Source organism: Paraglaciecola sp. (assembly GCF_039942875.1).
In the GTDB taxonomy this organism is placed as follows: domain Bacteria; phylum Pseudomonadota; class Gammaproteobacteria; order Enterobacterales; family Alteromonadaceae; genus Paraglaciecola.
Window position 1 is genome coordinate 39,611 of sequence record NZ_JBDVBQ010000009.1, and the last position, 17,513, is coordinate 57,123.

Annotated in this window: 12 protein-coding genes; 1 reads left to right on the top strand and 11 read right to left on the bottom strand. The window is 40.1% G+C overall.

Translation table 11 applies throughout. The features are described 5' to 3' along the window. Positions 1-2: 2 nt before the first annotated feature. Complete coding sequence (locus ABJE44_RS02365) at positions 3-1,400, bottom strand: divalent metal cation transporter (RefSeq protein ID WP_348113370.1); 1,398 nt, start codon at positions 1,398-1,400, stop codon at positions 3-5. After that, complete coding sequence (locus ABJE44_RS02370; protein WP_348113371.1) at positions 1,397-2,542, bottom strand: Gfo/Idh/MocA family oxidoreductase; 1,146 nt, start codon at positions 2,540-2,542, stop codon at positions 1,397-1,399. The genes ABJE44_RS02365 and ABJE44_RS02370 overlap by 4 nt, the downstream gene beginning before the upstream one ends. Before the next feature lie 202 nt (positions 2,543-2,744). Between ABJE44_RS02370 and ABJE44_RS02375 the strand changes: the two genes are divergently transcribed. Continuing rightward, positions 2,745-4,646: a TonB-dependent receptor gene (locus ABJE44_RS02375; protein ID WP_348113372.1), complete on the top strand. Its 1,902-nt coding sequence runs from the start codon at positions 2,745-2,747 to the stop codon at positions 4,644-4,646. A 109-nt stretch (positions 4,647-4,755) separates the two neighbouring features. On the opposite strand, the gene ABJE44_RS02380 is transcribed toward ABJE44_RS02375, so the two are convergent. The 9 genes from ABJE44_RS02380 to ABJE44_RS02420 all read right to left on the bottom strand — a co-directional run bounded on the left by ABJE44_RS02380 (position 4,756) and on the right by ABJE44_RS02420 (position 17,386). Further along, positions 4,756-7,110: a PVC-type heme-binding CxxCH protein gene (locus ABJE44_RS02380; RefSeq protein ID WP_348113373.1), complete on the bottom strand. Its 2,355-nt coding sequence runs from the start codon at positions 7,108-7,110 to the stop codon at positions 4,756-4,758. Between the two features lie 2 nt (positions 7,111-7,112). Beyond that, complete coding sequence (locus tag ABJE44_RS02385; RefSeq protein ID WP_348113374.1) at positions 7,113-7,811, bottom strand: DUF1080 domain-containing protein; 699 nt, start codon at positions 7,809-7,811, stop codon at positions 7,113-7,115. 27 nt (positions 7,812-7,838) lie between these two features. Beyond that, complete coding sequence (locus tag ABJE44_RS02390; protein WP_348113376.1) at positions 7,839-8,570, bottom strand: DUF1080 domain-containing protein; 732 nt, start codon at positions 8,568-8,570, stop codon at positions 7,839-7,841. Positions 8,571-8,680: 110 nt separating this feature from the next. Beyond that, complete coding sequence (locus ABJE44_RS02395; RefSeq protein ID WP_348113377.1) at positions 8,681-11,398, bottom strand: TonB-dependent receptor; 2,718 nt, start codon at positions 11,396-11,398, stop codon at positions 8,681-8,683. 505 nt (positions 11,399-11,903) lie between these two features. Continuing rightward, positions 11,904-13,001, bottom strand: coding sequence for a Ca2+-dependent phosphoinositide-specific phospholipase C (locus ABJE44_RS02400; protein WP_348113378.1), 1,098 nt, complete (start codon positions 12,999-13,001; stop codon positions 11,904-11,906). 26 nt (positions 13,002-13,027) lie between these two features. Continuing rightward, positions 13,028-14,101 (bottom strand): sn-glycerol-3-phosphate ABC transporter ATP-binding protein UgpC, encoded by a 1,074-nt coding sequence (gene ugpC / locus ABJE44_RS02405; RefSeq protein WP_348113379.1) that lies wholly within the window; start codon positions 14,099-14,101, stop codon positions 13,028-13,030. A 6-nt stretch (positions 14,102-14,107) separates the two neighbouring features. Beyond that, positions 14,108-15,040, bottom strand: coding sequence for a carbohydrate ABC transporter permease (locus tag ABJE44_RS02410; RefSeq protein ID WP_348113380.1), 933 nt, complete (start codon positions 15,038-15,040; stop codon positions 14,108-14,110). Between the two features lies 1 nt (position 15,041). Next, complete coding sequence (locus ABJE44_RS02415; RefSeq protein ID WP_348113381.1) at positions 15,042-15,926, bottom strand: sugar ABC transporter permease; 885 nt, start codon at positions 15,924-15,926, stop codon at positions 15,042-15,044. After that, complete coding sequence (locus ABJE44_RS02420) at positions 15,926-17,386, bottom strand: extracellular solute-binding protein (protein WP_348113383.1); 1,461 nt, start codon at positions 17,384-17,386, stop codon at positions 15,926-15,928. Before ABJE44_RS02420 ends, ABJE44_RS02415 begins: the two co-directional genes overlap by 1 nt. Between the last annotated feature and the right edge of the window lie 127 nt (positions 17,387-17,513).

Below are 17,513 nucleotides of genomic sequence, written 5' to 3' on the forward strand. Positions count from 1 at the left end.
TTTCATCCCAATTTTACATAAGTTGAATACACTACACTGGCCAAGACCGTGACAATACATAACAGCATAGCCAGATTAAACAGCAGCCTTTTCACACCTTTGGGCCTCGCATCACCTAAATAAGCTTTATTGTTATGCAATGATGCCCAGCCAATATAAGCAATAGGAAGTAAAAAACCACATATTGCTGAAGTTGGTAACACTACGTACGCCCCCATAGTCGACCATACAAATACTCCTAATACCGCTGGAGTTGGCGCAAGTAAGGCCAGTTTGTATGGCAAACTTCCTTCTTTCCAATTAAACATTGCAGCGGCAGCTGAACCACAACACAGCATGTGCATAACAAGTGAACCTACCGCCATACCTAAAATACCAAATGCAAAAATCAGACGACTGGTAACCTCATCTAAGCCAGCAGACATAAACATCTTTCCTGCTTGGGTTGGGCTTAACTTACCTTGAATATCTAAGTCTGAGCCGTAAAAAGCGCCTGCAGCTGCAATACTAATTAAACTCGTAACCAAAATGTATGGCACAACCAAACCGAAACCGATGTCGTATCGCGATAACTCAACGTGGTCGGGTGTCCATTTTTTATGAAGCAAGGTATAACCATATATAAAAGTCATATTAATACCGACAGCACTACCAAGAGCCGCCATCATGGTGGTTACACCTTCTGAAGTTTGCGGTAAAGAAGAAGGAATATAACCGGCCATCACTGCAGACCAATCAACTTTGCCATTAATTGAGGCGCTTATAACCACCCAAGCAAACGCAACAACAATCAAGCCACTCAATACTTTAATACTGGTTTCGAAAACCTTAACCGCACTATGCTTTCCAGATGGATTTTCCTCTACTTGATCACCATAACGCCAAGCTGTAAAAGCACACCCAGTCCAAATGAGTACTGCCAATAAAAGCAGATATAAATCTCTAGTAAAGTCACCTTTTTGTTGCTCTACCGAAAACCCTGTAGACACCACAATTATTTCTTCCAACATCCCAGCACTTAATGGGTAATGGGCAAACCCCCAGATAATACTCGAAGCAAAAGCGGCAATGGCCCATGCCCAGGCTAGAGGAGTATTAACATGTTTTTTCATAGACTCAAAAGGAGACGTTTGACTATGTAAGGTTTGATGGGCTAACGCAAATAACATAATACAACCAATAATCATCGCAACCGGCTGTACCCACAAAAATTCATATCCAAAGACAGCGCCTATGGTTAAAGAAGTAACCGCACTCCCTCCACCCAAGGTCATCGCTCCTTGTAACCAGCCTGGCCCACTTAATTTTAAATAAGTAGGGACTCTCGCATACCAAGGCTTTTTCGCTAGGGCTCTAAGTACTTCAATTTCATTATTCGTTTCTGGGGTTGATTGGATCATCGATAGGATGCCCCCATGTCAATGTTTGCCTTAACATTAGACTTAGTACGTAACCGTGAATGAACTAACTTCTTATTTAAAGCCTGCTGGTAACCACCACTATCTAATGGCAACACGATTCCCTGTTTTGTCCACGCAGACCACAGAATAGCATTCGCAATTGACAAAGACTTTATGCCCTCCTCTGCAGGGGCAATGAGAGACTGTTGGTTTAAAGTAGCTTCTATGAAGTTGTTGATCACCACAGCATGTTGGTTTACATCTTCTGTGGGCGTAATGTCTTGGACTGATTTTTCAGGTTGCCCAAACATATCCTTGGTTTCGCGATTATAAACTGAGGTAGAAGGAGCATTTAAGGTAAGGGTTAGTCGCTCTCCATCAAAACTTAACATCCCTTTATCTCCAACTATTTCTAAGCGATTTACACCTGGAGATTCGCCAGTCGAACCAATAAACACACCGGTAGCGCCATTGGGATATTCAAAATATGCAGTTGCTTCATCTTCTACTTCTATATCATGATATTTTCCAAAACCACAAAAACCTTGGATAAAAACAGGCATGCCACACAACCACTGTAAAATATCGACATTATGAATACATTGATTAACCAGCAATCCGCCACCTTCACCATGCCAAGTCGCACGCCAATCAGATACCTGAAAATACACCTCCGGGCGAAACCAATTAGTCATAGTCCAATGAGTACGTTGTAACTCTCCAATGACTCCAGTGTCGATAAGGTTTTTCATCTGAGTGAAAACAGGAGAAACTCGCTGATTTAACATCAGACCGAAGACTTGCTTAGGACCAACAGCGGCAAGTAATTGCTCTCCTTCAGCAACAGATAAACCAATAGGTTTTTCCATTAGCAGATGTATACCTTTACTTAATACGTAAAGACCCATTTCAAGATGTTCCATGGTAGGAGTTGCGACAAGTACGCCATCACATAATCCTGAGTCAACTAATGCTCTGTAACAGGTAAAATGTTGTGCCCCAATGCTCTGTGCTAGCTCGTTGGGTGCTCTTGAAGCAACAGCCGTGACGGTACAATTCTTCACATCACCATTAATAACATGTTTAATATGTTGCTGGCCTATATTGCCTAGCCCTACTACACCTAACCGAAAATCACTCATACGTTACCAATTTTTTATCTGTGTTAATTCGACCTACCAATAGACATAATGTAAATTGCAATTGACACCGGTGTCAATAAGCATTTACATTATAGCTACATTTAAATAGCAATTGTGAAAATCAACACGCCCAATTACTAGCACTTCATGTAAAGTAATAGGCAGTATTAATGTTTCACTTGGATATATTTCACTACCATTTATGTCAACAAACACGAAAAAAAAACTACAACTTAATATACTTACTCCTCTATATATCGCAGGCTTAGCCGCCTTTTGTAATGATATTTTTGCAAACGAAGTAGAGATATTTACTGTTACAGGCTCCCATATTCAAGACTCATCATTAACTGAGGCAGTTGCAAATATTAGTTTATCTGCTGCTGATATCGCAGCCATGGCACCTAACAACCTCGCAGATGTTTTAACAGGATTACCGGGAATAGATATTAGCCAACAAGGTGGAATTAGTGGTTTAACTTATTTATCGATCAGAGGAGGAGATCCTAACTTTGTTGTTATCTTAATTGATGGTGTAAAAGTAAATGACCCTACCAATAGTCGTGGAGGCGCATTCGATTTAGGTAGCATTGACCCAAGTGTGATCGAAAAAGTTGACATTTTTTATGGTAGTTTTTCAACAGTCTATGGATCTGATGGTTTATCTGGGGTATTGAGTGTTACGACTAAAAAATCTGACCAATTTGCAGCAAGTGCTGGAGTTAAATTAGGTGAAGATATAATAGGAGGAAATATTCGCGTCAGTTCCCCCATCGGCGAGAGTGTTAATTTCAATCTAAACGCCTCTTTACAAGACGGTGATAGCAGTACGTTTAGTGAAGCATTTCAACGTAAACAATTTACAACCTCGATACGCTCTAATGAAAATTTAAATACTCAATGGGATGTATCTGCATTCTATGTTGACGGCGAAGGCCAATACTTTCCAGAAGACAGTGGTGCAGATAGACTAGCTGAGATACGTACTCCAGAAACACGGGCTTATACGCAAGCTAATGCTGCAGCTCGTATACAACACGAGTTTACAAACGCCCTTAATGTCAGTGTACATGCTGCATTTTCCAAACGTGATGAACAACTCTCAAGCCCAGGTATTGCAGGAGGAGTGTTAGATAGCGTACCGCCAATCGAAACTACTACGAAATACAAGCGAACCGATATCAATGTGACTGCAAACTATCCATTGCTAGATAGTCTACAAGCCGCAATTGGTCTCGCTGCCAGTGATGAGGATGGAGGGATGCAAAGCATCATTGATTTTGGGTTTCCGTTGGAAGCAAATTACTCCCTAAACCGACAGGTAGAATCCATTTTTACAGAGTTAGCATTTACACCATTCGCAGCGCTAAATGTGATGTCTGGCATTAGATACGACAAAACCGATAATCTAAGTGTGACGACGAAACGCCTACTCGCTAATTTGAGCTTAGATAACAACACCCGTTTATCCGCTCAATATAGTGAAGGGTTTAAACTATCTAGTTTTTTTGCCTTAGGGCATCCTTTGGTAGGTAATCCCGAGCTGCAACCTGAACGCAGTGAAAACATTGAACTGAGTCTTGCTCATACTTTATTAAAAAGCCGCTTATCAACAAGCATGAGCCTTTATCAAAATACATATTCTAACCTAGTAGACTTTGACCCAGAGACCTTTACCAACGTTAATCGTTCAAAGGTAAGAGTAAAAGGTGCCGAAGCCTCAGGTAGCTTCCAAGCAAGTGAAGCGGTTAAGCTTACAGCCCAAATTACCTATACCAATATTAATACCTTTGAGGCAGATGTTGTTCTGCGCCGTAGGCCAGAATATAAAGGAAGTGTGAATGTAAATTATGAGGTAACGCCTACACTGAATGTGGCGGCCAAATATACAATTAACGGAAAGTATTATGATAGCTCGGTCCCGACAGGACAACTTGAATTAGATGGGTATAACCAATTAGATATATCAGTCTACTGGGCGATTAACCATAAAACTAATGTTCGCTTGAATATACAAAATGCTTTAAATAATGACCAAGAGCAGACCATAGGGTTTAGTAATTTAGGTAGCCAAGCTAGCCTTCGTATTTATAGAGATATTTGATTTACCCTAGTCAACATTAAGAAATATACGAGACAACCACCCGAATTATGTTACCTGTGACGGGGGCAAGCCCCCGATATTTACGTAAATCGATAAAATAACAGTGTTGTCACCGGTTTAACTCTTTTTCTGTGTAAGGAATATCTCTAGAAGAAGCTGCTTTTCGAAGTTTCTCAAACACGCCCCTAGCGACTCTCGGTGATGTGTTACCCCAATTATTACGAATATAAGTACTGATATCAGCCAGCTCTTGGTCTTTTAAGCTAGCAGTAAAGCCAGGCATAATCATACTCACATTGTATTGTTTACCATTTACTTTTATTGGCCCCATTAATCCGTTTAATAGTACCTTAGCTAAACGTTGCTCCGACCCATTAACCCAGTCACTCGACTTTAGAGGTGGTCCCATATTGTCAATGCCAGCGCCATCAGCTCCATGACACCCAAAACATGCGGCCTTGCCACTGTATAACGCTTTACCTCGGTTATAACTAGTTTGCTCATCAGCTGTTAAGTTAAGTGCATTACTATTATTGACATCCTCTTTACCCACACTATTCAGCATTTTCATGAACTCAGGTAAATTAGTCCCTACAAGTAATGCCTTAAACTCCTTTTCTCGACCAGTTAGCCCACTAATAGCCGCCTCTTTAATCCATGGTTTATCACCGTAGTTAATGAGTACATCTTTTAAGGCAAGCAATGCATCATCCCCCTTAATTTCACCTGCTATCAAAGCCACTTGCAGAGCATCTTCGTAACTAAGTGAAGCGAACCTTCTAAGGTATTGACTGATCTCTTGATGAGCAGACTGATCTAAACGAGTAGTAAGCTCAATAGCAGCAGCCCTCACTTTTGTATGAACATCCTCAAGCCCAACCTTGATAATATCGAGGTCAAGTTGTCCTAACCCTTCAAGGGTCCACAATGCATTAACTCTTGCACGATGGTCTTCATTACTTTCAACAAGCTGTTTAATCGCTGTCGTTACAGACATAACTTGATTTTGGACAATCAAGCGCCTTGCTGTATCTCGCCACCAAGCGTTTTCATGACTCAAGTATTCTACCCACTGAGAGGGGGGTTGCTTTGACATAGTTGGTTGCGGCCCTAAAGGCTTAGACTCCCAGCGTAAACGATATAGACGCCCCATCGAGCGATTATTTTTATCTAACCCTCGTGATTCATACTGATTACGTAGATAAGTTGTTAAAAACTCTTTGTGTTGAATAACGCCGTGGTACATGTCTACCACATATAAAGATCCATCCGGTGCGGTATTTAAATTAACAGGTCGAAAGCGTTCATCTGTCGATGCCAAAATTTCTGACTGAGGATACAACTCACTCCCCTGTAGTTTTCCTTCTGATTCAAAAACTACTCTCGCTGAAATTAAGTTACCAGCGGGCTCCGGTGTAAATGACACACCATAGAAATCTTCGGGAAATTGATCGCCACGGTATAATTGATTACCACTGGCCGCGGTAAACTGAGCTAACTTTCCGGCGTTTTCACCTTCAGATATTAACGTATTAGGTAAATAGGCACGGTTCACTCCAGGGTTTATTCGAGCAGGATAAACCCGGTTTGAGCCCAGAGCATTAGCTTTAACTGATGATTGAAAACCTGGATTTTTCATCAAGACACCGGGTCTCAAATATTCTCCCTCAGCGGGCGAACTATTGCCATTATGATATAAGCGGCCATAGTCATCCGAGCTAAGACCCCATTGCCCTCTATTATCAGTAGTGGCAATGACCATCTTCCAATATTTATTACGATAAATCTCTTTTGCTCCATTAGGAACTGCTGAGCTATGGGGTAACACACGGTACTTACGATTACTTTTAGTGTTGTAATACCAGTTATCAAGGTTGTACAACATCCCATTAGGTTTATGCTCCACATTGCCGCCAGCGGCATAGGTAGAGTCGATAACCTCACGTATCCCTAATGCATCGCCAGCCAGTACTTCAGCAAAATAAAGTTGTTGTTGATCAGCGTATAATATTCCACCTTTTACTACCGCCACAGTTCTAGGCAAAACTACATCATTTAAGAACTCTGTACGTTTATCTATTTTGCCATCGCCATCGGTATCTTCTAACAACGCAATGGTACCTTCAGGTACTTCTTCACCATTGCCATCCATGTTTGGCATAAAGGTCAGCATTTCAGCTACCCAGATTCGCCCATCAGCATCAAACGCAATATCAATAGGACTTGCAACCAAGGGTTCTGAGGCAACATTTTCTAATACAAAACCAGGCTGAATTTGCATAGAAGCCAAGGCCTTTTCAACACTTAATATAGGCGCTGGCGGAATATTCTCAGCTGCAATAGGATCAGACATATCATGCCCTTCCCTATCCCCTTTGTTTTTAGAAATTTCAGCAGCAGCTAACGTTGTAGTGATACCATTAAAAAAAAATAAACCTATAGCAAGGCCAGTCACATACTTCATAGTTAGTCCAATTCTTTAATGGTCACATTGCGAAAAAGGACCACGTTATTTGTTTTACCAGTGCTCGCTAGTTCTTTACTGCCATGATGCTGAAGCCCTATTAATCCTTCAGCATCTTTAGTGTCAATAATATGGGTCGTGAGTACATCATTTAAATAAATTTTAATGTTACTACCACGGCATTCAATTCTATATTGGTTCCACTCATTGGCTTTGTATGCTTTGCGTCGTTCTTCAGACCACTGTGGTGAGATGTCACGAATAAAATGGTGGTCAGGATGTGAACGAGTTGGATGAGTCGGGTGTAACCAATCTCGCCTTGCTTGATCATACAATCCCCCACTCCATTTTCTATCAGAAGGATCAACTTCAGCTTGATAACCCACGGCCTCTTGATAGCCATCTTTTGTTGGCTTAAGCTGCGCTCTAAATATAATCCCAGAGTTATTATATTCTTCAACATTTGGCATTTTAACTTCAGCTTTAAACACAAAGTCCTTATAAGTTTTTTTAGTCAGTAAAAAGAAATTACCTGTGGAATATATTTCAATGACTCCATCAACGACTTCTGCTACACCATAATTATATACATTTTGAAAATTGCTTAGTTGCGGATCAATAAGAGCAACGTCTTGTGCTTGTAATGAGTAAACATTAGTGACTAATGCCAAACCACAAAAAAACCTTTTAAATAATTTCATTTTTGACCTTTTTAGATGTATTAAAAACTAGAGCTTTCGAGCCCAAATATTACGGAAACTGACATTAGCGGTATGCTCTTGAATTTTTAATGGTGCACAACCATGTGCTGCATAGCTAGGATCCCCCACATTTTTGGTAGTCCCTTTAACTTCAACATGATTTTGGACCAGAACACCATTGTGTAACAAGGTAATATAAGCAGGAGAGACAAGCGCCTTATTCTGATCAAAACGTGGGGCCTTATAAATAATATCGTAGGTTTGCCATTCACCCGCTTTTAAACTCGCATTTACCAAAGGTGGATATTGCTTATAAATAGAGCCAGCCTGTCCATTTACATAAGTGGGATTATCAACCGATTGAAGTATTTGTACTTCATAGCGTTCTTGTATTTTAAGCCCACTATTGCCCCAATGTTGATTGCTATCGCCATACCGAGACATCGGCGCTCGCCATTCTACGTGAAATTGAGCATCACAAAATGACGCTTTGGTAACAATATCTCCAGTCCCCGCTTTGACTGTCATCACCTCATTTCTAAGATACCAAGAAACATCTCCCTCATCTTTACTTAACAGAGCATCAAAATTTTTACCGTCAAAAATAATCGTAGCGTCGGAAGGTATCCCTTTTTGATTAATCGTAACTGGCTTAGGAACAGGCTTCCAAACTTCCGTTCGTTTGGCGGGATCTGCCACTGTTTCAATTGATAGCAATAATGCACTTAGAATACATATATAATAAAACCGTGACTGCATAAACATAACTCCTTACTTTATTAATTTTTGTGTATACAAAATACGATTAATTTTCTAAAAATAAAAAAGACCGATTGTGAAAACACAACCGGTCTTGTATTGATGCTTAATTAAAATTTATAACTTGCACCTAAATAGAATGTTCTGCCACTAGTAGTGACGTTATAAATACGGTCAGCCGAATCATTATATTGTTCTTCTGCCACATTAGTTAAGTTAATCCCTTCAAGTGTAACTTTAAGGTTTTCATTAACTTGATAGAACGCAGAGAAATCAACATTGGTGGTAGCATGGAAGCCAATTTCATCTGCATCACTGCTCACTCCGTCACCATCTGTGATGTAGTCGCTACGATAAACAGTTGATAACCTCGCTCCCCAAACATCTGTTTCATAATACAAAGTAAAGTTTGAACTATGCTCAGATAAACCTGGGAATGATTTTGTTTGACTAAAATCTCCACCTTGGATGTTTTCATAGAAAAACTCACCATCAGCATAAGTATAGTTTGATGCAATACCTAAATTATCAAATGGAGCCGGTAAGAAATCTAAATCTAATTGGAACGAAACCTCAAGTCCAACCACGTCAGTATCATCACCATTCACTGGACGGGTATAAGTATAGATTGTGTCACCGGTTTGATCTGAACCTAAAAGAGAGAGAGGGAAACCAGTTTCACTATAAGGAATATCTACACTTTCATTCACGATAAAGTTTTCAATGTCCTTATAGAACAACCCAATAGCTAGCGCACCTGCTTCTGCAAAATACCACTCCAAAGATACATCGTAATTCAAAGACTCAAACGGTTTAAGGTCTGGATTACCAGAACTTGCAACAGGGTCATCACCAGACACACCACCATCACCAACATCCACTGTACCACCAAGGTTTAATGCACTAAGAGATGGGCGAGACAGGTTTTTTGCTACACTACCGCGTAACACCCAATCATCATTAATATCCAAGGCTAAATTTACTGTAGGTAAAATACCATCGTAGTCTGATGTAAGCGTCACAGTACTACCGTTAGTTATACCAGAGGTACTAATGTCTGTTGCATAATATCTTGCTCCAACAGCACCTCTTAGTGTCATATCACCTATCTCACTGTTCCATTCATATTCAACAAAAGCAGAAACGGTTTCTTCTTCAACATCTGAAATTGAACTTTCTTGTAACGCATCTTCGCCTAAATTAGCGTCAACGCCATAAAACGCAAGCGCTTCATTAACGTTAGCTCCTACCCATTGAATGTCATTGTGACCAGTGAAAGTAAAGAGTAAATTGTCAACTGTACGGACATCATTGTTTTGTGGTGCATCAATACTTCGACCAATATTGTCAACCTTGCTTTGCTCGTAATGATTACTAAATGTTTTACTGGAGATCCCAGCTTTTAAGAGACCTTCATCACCTACATTATATTCAATATCGACTTTAACAAGATCGAATTCACTATTGATGTCTCGTTCATCAACATCAATTTCTCGGAAAGTCCAAAAGCTTGTATCAGTTGGGTCGAAGCTATAGGTATTTACGGGATCAAAACGAAGGCCATCACGGTAATCTGTTGTAATATAATCAGCTACACCTTCGGTATAGAATTTCTCTTTATCTAAACGGAAGTCAGAAGAAGAATGCCCAGCCATGGCATTAACTACTAGCTCATCACTAACATTCCAATCTGCGGCTAATGTGAACTGTTTAAAAACAGTAGTATCTAAGTCTTGGCGACTCTCTGTACGCATTGTAACGTCTGTAAACTTACCATACACAGCTTCATAACCATCACCATCTGAAGCAGGGATGATTTCCAATTCCTCAATTCCCCCTAACGCAGTACTACTTGAGCCTGCCGTAGGTAAATGCCATTCGTTGCGGTTATTAGTTAATTTGCTATACAACGCATCAAATTCAATTGATACATCATCAGTAGGCCTGAATTGTAACGCTGTAGTTAAGCCTAAACGCTCTTGGTCATTTTCCCAAACAGTATATCTGTTACCTCGGTTAAAAAAGATTTCACCAGCGTCTAATGCTTCTCTGGTAGCCCCTGTAATATCATCGCTTACAGCTGATGCATCACTACTAGAACGCTTACGCCATCTATAACCATTATAACCTTGTTCATTAATTCCTCGCTTGCTATACGACACCGAGGCCAACGCACCAAACTGATCCCATTTGTTAGAAATTATTCCCGCAAAACGAGGATCTGTGCCGTCAGTTTGTGAATTTGTGCCAAATTGGCCGCTCGCAGCTGCAGTAAAACCGTCATAATCAAAAGGCTTAGCTGTACGAAGTGCCACATTACCACCTATACCGCCTTCATCAGTGCTTGCTTGATAAGACTTCTTAACCGTCACTTCATTGAATAGTTCTGAAGCAAACACATTAAAGTCAAATGCTCGATTACGAGAAACAGAACCTCGACTGTCCATAGCTGAGGCACTTGTGGCTAAACCTTGCATTCCATTTATATGGACTGTGGTAAAATCTGGTCCCATACCCCGTAATGAAATCTGGCGACCTTCTCCACCTTCTCGGGTAATAGTGACACCCGGGATACGCTGCAATGCATCAGCAAGGTTTAAATCTGGAAAATCAGCGATATCTTCTGCAACTATTGAATCTTGTGACCCTAATGCTTCGCGTTTTAAATCCCGCGCCTTTATTAAAGAGCCACGAAATCCCTTAACTTCAATAACCTCAGTATCATCAACGCCAGCCTCTTCTTGAGCAATCGCAGAAAGACTTAAAGTACTACCCAATGCCGAAATAATGGCGAGAGAAAGTAAATTTTTCTTATAGATATGTTTCATATTTTTGTGTCCCATCTTCAAATTCAAAACTTTAGTTCTTGTCTTTTTTCTATTTAAGATAAACGGGATTATGAAAACATTTCTCTTCCCGCCACTACCGAAACATGTTGTTTACATGTTATTAACACGCATATTAACCAAACTGACACCGGTGTCAACCCCAATAACTAATGAGACCCTGTTTTTATTAAATAACACTTATTGATTAATTAAAAACCACAACTCAACAAAACATTACAACTAGCTAAAACCGCAGAGGAAAAAGACCTATACCATTAATTAATATAGCTTTTTAAAATAAAAGAGGATTATTTAATTTATTGATAGCTAAGATAGCCAAACAAAATGACCAGCTCAATTTCCCGAGGAATGACGACCATCAATAAATAAAATGACACCGGTAACAACAAGCTGCGAATTAATGGTTACAAAGTAGGTAAAAATACTACCTACCTCTCAACATGTTAACCACATTATTTTCTATTAACATAAACGGAGGCTAAATTTATAGTAGGCAATAAGTTTCTAAGAATAACGGATTACATCGATTCAATTTATGCCCTTTAAAGCTCACCGAAAAATCATCAGATAATTTTTGTGGCGCACTAGGATAAAAATCTGTAGAAATAATTTGAGCACCACTGTCAATGGCAGATTTAGTTCGGACTTTAACATCATCTATTTTCGAGTCCGAGCCTTGGCCAGAGTCAGCTCTGGTTCGTACCATATAACCTAGCTTCACTAACTCTTTTATTTCGTCAAACTGTTTAATAGCATTATTACGCACCATAAATGCAGCTTCGGCTTCGCCGGGTAAATAAGAGCTAAATAGTGCCCTACCAGATAATGAAGGGTGGTGTTCTCGGTAAGTTTCACGCTCTTCTGGTTTTCCATCGAGAATAAATAAAAACCTACCTCGAGCTACCTCTAATAATGGCCAGCCACCATTTAGAGCACCTTCTTCTAAGGTTTTATGGTCACCACGCACTTCATCTGGTGTGATGAGTTTATCTCCAAAAGTTTCAAATAAAATATTATCGACTTCTTCGTAATCGTTACGATTAAATGGCAGTACAGGTGTGCCATTTATAAAACGATTACCGTTACCTTTGAAATTCATTAATATAACGATTGGAAGGTGTCTCGGATTGCTATTAGAAAAATGAAGCAATGCATTAAGGCAGCCCTCAAATAAAATACAATGGCTGATGAAATCGATATCTGGAATATGCATGACCTTAAAACCTGGCTTCTTAAGTTCAGTTAACTGTCGCTCACTTAAAATGTGCTGATTAGTCAACCTCTCACCTAATGGCTTTGCAAACTTTCCACCTTGAGGATCCTTAACAATATCAATTTCAAAATGCCTCATTCCCATTGCTAATTGAGTAATGAATGGAGGGTGAGAATAATCGATTTTTGCGACTGCAGCGGCATCTTTTTCAGCCACCAACGCTTTGATTTTTGGGTCTAGAGGCCCTTTATAACTATTATGAGAGCCTACCATTTGAATGTGGTTAAGCTTTGGGTTTGTATTGGGAAAACTACAAGCAGTAATGAGCATAAATAACATACCCATCACCACAAAAAATGACCGACTCATTGATGTATTACTCTTTGCAAGATTGATTAATGGGTACTAGGCAAAAGTACCTGCCCTACTTCATCAAACAAACGACACTTGTCACTTGGAAAATGTAAATTAACTTGCCCCGCATCAAGGTTGTGGTCCCCTTCGAGGCGCACCACTATTACTTCATCGTCAGCACGCTGTAAATGCAGATAGGTTTCTATCCCTAAACGCTCAACAATTTTAACGTCATATTGTCCATTATCATTATCAGCCAACTCAATATGTTCTGGCCTGATACCTAGTTTCAAACCACCACTTGCACCTTGATAACTTACAGCGAGCGGTATCCGTAAACCATTACTGCATACAAAAACGTCTGGTTCATCTTGACTGATTTCTCCGTCTAAGAGGTTCATTTTTGGGATACCAATAAACTCAGCAACAAAGGTATTTTGAGGTTGTTGGTATAAATCCATCGGTTGTCCAAGTTGCGAAATATGCCCTTGATTTAATACAACAATTTTTTCTGCCATGGTCATGGCTTCCACTTGATCATGGGTAACATAAACAATAGTTGAACCAAATTCTTTGTGTAAACGCTGTAATTCAGCACGCATTTGCACCCGTAATTTTGCATCTAGATTAGATAATGGCTCATCAAATAAAATAACCTTGGGACGTTTGACTATTGCCCTACCAATAGCCACCCGCTGACGCTGCCCACCAGAAAGTTCGGCTGGTTTCCTTTGTAATAAATCTTCTAATTGAAGCATTTTTGCGGCTTCTTTAACTCTTTGTGCGACCTCTGCTTTGTCATGTTTTTTAAGGGTAAGTGCAAAACCAATGTTTTCAGCAACGGTTAAGTGTGGGTACAAAGCATAGGATTGAAACACCATAGCAATACCACGCTTATCAGGAGAAACCTGATTCGCTACCTTGCCATCAATACGTAACTCTCCAGAAGTAATATCTTCTAAACCAGCAATCATGCGTAATAAAGTTGATTTTCCACAGCCACTTGGGCCAACCACGACTGCAAACTCACCGTCTTCAACAGTAAAAGTTACGCCTTTAACAATTTTAGTGTCACCGTATTGTTTTTTAATATCGATCAGTTCAATTTTTGCCATAAGTAATTAGCCTTTCACTCCTCCGGAAAATGTTTGGGTTAAAAATTTGCGAGCAAAAGAGAAAGCAATCACTGCAGGCAAGGTATAAATTACAGCCAATGCGGTTAAAAACCCGTAATCAATTGCATCAACTCGTAAAAAGGCACGAAACAAGCCCAATGGTAAAGTTTGTAGCTCTGGGGAAGAGGTAAACATCAGAGGCATTAAAAAATCCCCCCATGCGTTAATAAATGCAAACAGCCCAGCAGCTGCAAATCCTGGCATAGCTAGAGGGATCAACACTTTTCTTACAGTTTGCCATTGCGTCGCACCGTCTATTGCCGCCGACTCTTCATAGTCAATAGGAATAGCATCAAAGAAGGTTTTCATGATCCAAATTGCTAAAGGTAACTGCATCGCCGCTAAAATCAAGATTAGCCCCAAATACCCATCAACAAATGAAAATGCGCGACTCATGGTTTGTTGAGTTGCTACATCGGTAAACACAGCATTAATCAATGCGTTGACCCAATCGTTCAGTGTCAACATCACTTTATAAACAGGCACAATAAGTGCCGGTGGCGGCACGATACGTACGAGTATAATTGCGTACAGCAGAGGCAGTTTCCACCAAGCTTTAGTGCGAGAAATGGCATAGCCCCCAAAGCCCGCGAATACCAATGCTATAATGGTCGCAGATACATTGATAACAATAGAGTTTAAAATCCAGCGCAAGCCACTCTGGTTTGCAAATAAGTTCCAATAATGCTCCATTGAAACCGATTCTGGTATGCGCAAAAATTGACTGGCCTTGGGGTCAACAGAGGCAAGCACCACCCAGATAAAAGGCACCATGCAATACAAAGAAATTAAAATAAGCGTTAAATAGGTCTTAAACTGACTTTTAGTCATTTTTTGGTTAGTGCCCGTAGAGGCCACAGTGTTGCTAGCTAGGGTCATATCACACCTCTACCTTAAACATACGAACATAAAACACGCCAATTAACATAGACACCACTAAACTTATTACCGCTACCGATGCACCATATCCCAGTTGAAATGCCGTAAAGGATTGGTTGTAAATATAAATGCCTAGAATTTCGGTACTGTTTGCAGGCCCTCCGCGGCTTAACGTGTAAACCAAACCGAAAATTGCGAAGGTCGTCACAGTTGACACAAACATATATAAGAAAATAGTTGGCATTAGCATAGGGATAGTTATTCGCCAAAATATTTGCCTGTCCGTTGCCCCATCAATTCTTGCTGCTTCATAAATATCTTTAGGAATAGAAGACAACCCTGATGTGAGTAATATCATGGCAAAGGCTACCCCTCGCCATGTGTTTACTATGATGATCGCAATTAATGGAAAGCTGTATAACCACTGCTGAGGATCTACGCCAAACCACGCTACGATGCGATTTAAAGTGCCGTATTCACCACTTGCATACATAGAAATCCACAAAAATCCCACTACCATTTCAGGCACTGCGTTTGGCAAGCAAATCATCGCGTTAAACATGGCTTTGAAACGGATAGGCCTAAGTAATAAAACAGCAGATAAAAACCCTAGTAAAAACTGTCCAATTACCGCAGAACCAATAACAAACAAGAGGGTGACTTTAAGAGAATTCCAAAATAATGGGTCATCAAACAAGCGCTCAAAGTTAGACAAACCAACATAAGAAGACTCTTTTGCGGCAAAACCTAATAAAGCTTCATTTGTTAGACTTAATGAAAAGGCATAAAACGCTGGAAAAACAATGAATATAAACATCAGAAGTAAAGCTGGTGTCATCATAAAACGATACGTTAATTGTTTTCGGCGCTCATAGGTTAATTGCATTAGTGTGACCCCTTAACTCGTTCTTCACCAAGCACACTGGTTACGTAGTTTCTCAAAATATCCTCAGCTCCTTTGGCATCGACTCTTTGGGTTAATAAGCCCTCGGTGGCTCTAGCTACACCAGATATCACAGCGCTTGCACCAACAGTTGTGGTCACTGCACGTGCTTCAGGTAACAATTGATGTGCCTCTGTTGCATTACCTAAACTTGGATACCCAGGATGATATTTGGCATCCATTCGAGCGGGTACATTTCCTAAGCGCTTAGCATAAGCAATCGCTACATCAACCTCTCCCATCGCAAGAGCCAATTTTTTAGCGGTAAGTTTTTGCCTTGATTTGTCGTTTACTGCCCAGCTATACACCAAAGAAGCAAGTACAAAAGGTTTACCGTTTTGCGCAGGAATTTTCCATGTGGCGACAGCTTTATCAATATTGGCTATAGGATTACGGCTATTTTCACCCCAATCAAACACCACACACCATGTTCCACATGTGGTAATCATTAGATCACCATTTGGAAACATTTCATATTTAGGTATTACCCAAGGTTCAGGGTTTAGTAGCGGATTCACTGGCATAAACTGATTGGATACTAAATCAGCATAAAATTGAAAACTGTCCACAAGGGCAGGATGAGAAAGGTCATAGCGGCCATCTGAAGTTAGCAGTGAATAGTCATCACGGCCTGCTAGTAAGTATCTAAACCCTTCAGTATATGAGCCCATTCCCCAAGTAAGGCCTGCAGGAAATAACATTGCATATTTAGCTGTCTTTTCCTTTATTTGCTCAGCTCGCTGAGTTAACTCTTGCAAAGTTTTAGGCTGACTTGTATCAATACCGTATTTCGTCAACAAATCGTGTCGATAATAAAGTTGTTCTACGGCAACAATTGAAGGTACCACATAGTTCTTTTTGTCAAAGCTTCCCTGGGTCAGTGTTTTAATTAGCTCTGGTAGTTGCGAATACCCTTCCCAATCTTGCATTTCAGAAGTTAAATCAGCTAAATAACCCGCCGCAGCTAAATCATCCAATTGCAGATCTCTTGGGACACTGAAAACGTCAGGAGCATTTCCAGAGCGCAATTCAGTCACAAGTTTAGTAAAATAATCCTTAGCTGGTGCAGGGTATTCGACGACTTTAAGTTTAACATTTAGGCGTGATTCTAATTCTGGAGCCATTTCATATAGCGCTGCAAGCCTAGCAGCTCTGTGCTCTGCTATCACTAAAGTCATTTTGGTTTCTAAATCACTGTCTTTGGATGGCTGTGAGCAACTTGCCCCCCCAAAAATAAGTAAAAACAGCATACCTACTTTAGAAAAGTTGGCTCTACATACAAGCTTACTAAGCAAACAAGTTCTGAACTTCATCTTAACTGCGTGTCCCTCATCGATAAATAACATGTCAATATCAAGTAATACTTGTGCATAAATTGCATACCTTGTAAAAATATTTAACATAAGACCAACATTGCGCTAAATAATACACCGGTTGACACCGGTGTCAATATGCAATCTAATAAAAGCCTGAGCAAATTTAAAAAACCATGATTGAGAGTTTGTTGTTGTAAAAAGAGATGACTATACG

Bases quoted from the DNA above. Each gene is read 5' to 3' on its own strand.
- ABJE44_RS02375 (WP_348113372.1), top strand. From the start codon at position 2,745: ATGTCAACAAACACGAAAAAAAAACTACAACTTAATATACTTACTCCT.
- ABJE44_RS02390 (WP_348113376.1), bottom strand. From the start codon at position 8,570: ATGCAGTCACGGTTTTATTATATATGTATTCTAAGTGCATTATTGCTA.
- ABJE44_RS02400 (WP_348113378.1), bottom strand. From the start codon at position 13,001: ATGAGTCGGTCATTTTTTGTGGTGATGGGTATGTTATTTATGCTCATT.
- ugpC (WP_348113379.1), bottom strand. From the start codon at position 14,101: ATGGCAAAAATTGAACTGATCGATATTAAAAAACAATACGGTGACACT.
- ABJE44_RS02415 (WP_348113381.1), bottom strand. From the start codon at position 15,926: ATGCAATTAACCTATGAGCGCCGAAAACAATTAACGTATCGTTTTATG.
- ABJE44_RS02420 (WP_348113383.1), bottom strand. From the start codon at position 17,386: ATGTTAAATATTTTTACAAGGTATGCAATTTATGCACAAGTATTACTT.
- ABJE44_RS02385 (WP_348113374.1), bottom strand. From the start codon at position 7,811: ATGAAATTATTTAAAAGGTTTTTTTGTGGTTTGGCATTAGTCACTAAT.
- ABJE44_RS02370 (WP_348113371.1), bottom strand. From the start codon at position 2,542: ATGAGTGATTTTCGGTTAGGTGTAGTAGGGCTAGGCAATATAGGCCAG.
- ABJE44_RS02410 (WP_348113380.1), bottom strand. From the start codon at position 15,040: ATGACCCTAGCTAGCAACACTGTGGCCTCTACGGGCACTAACCAAAAA.
- ABJE44_RS02365 (WP_348113370.1), bottom strand. From the start codon at position 1,400: ATGATCCAATCAACCCCAGAAACGAATAATGAAATTGAAGTACTTAGA.
- ABJE44_RS02380 (WP_348113373.1), bottom strand. From the start codon at position 7,110: ATGAAGTATGTGACTGGCCTTGCTATAGGTTTATTTTTTTTTAATGGT.
- ABJE44_RS02395 (WP_348113377.1), bottom strand. From the start codon at position 11,398: ATGAAACATATCTATAAGAAAAATTTACTTTCTCTCGCCATTATTTCG.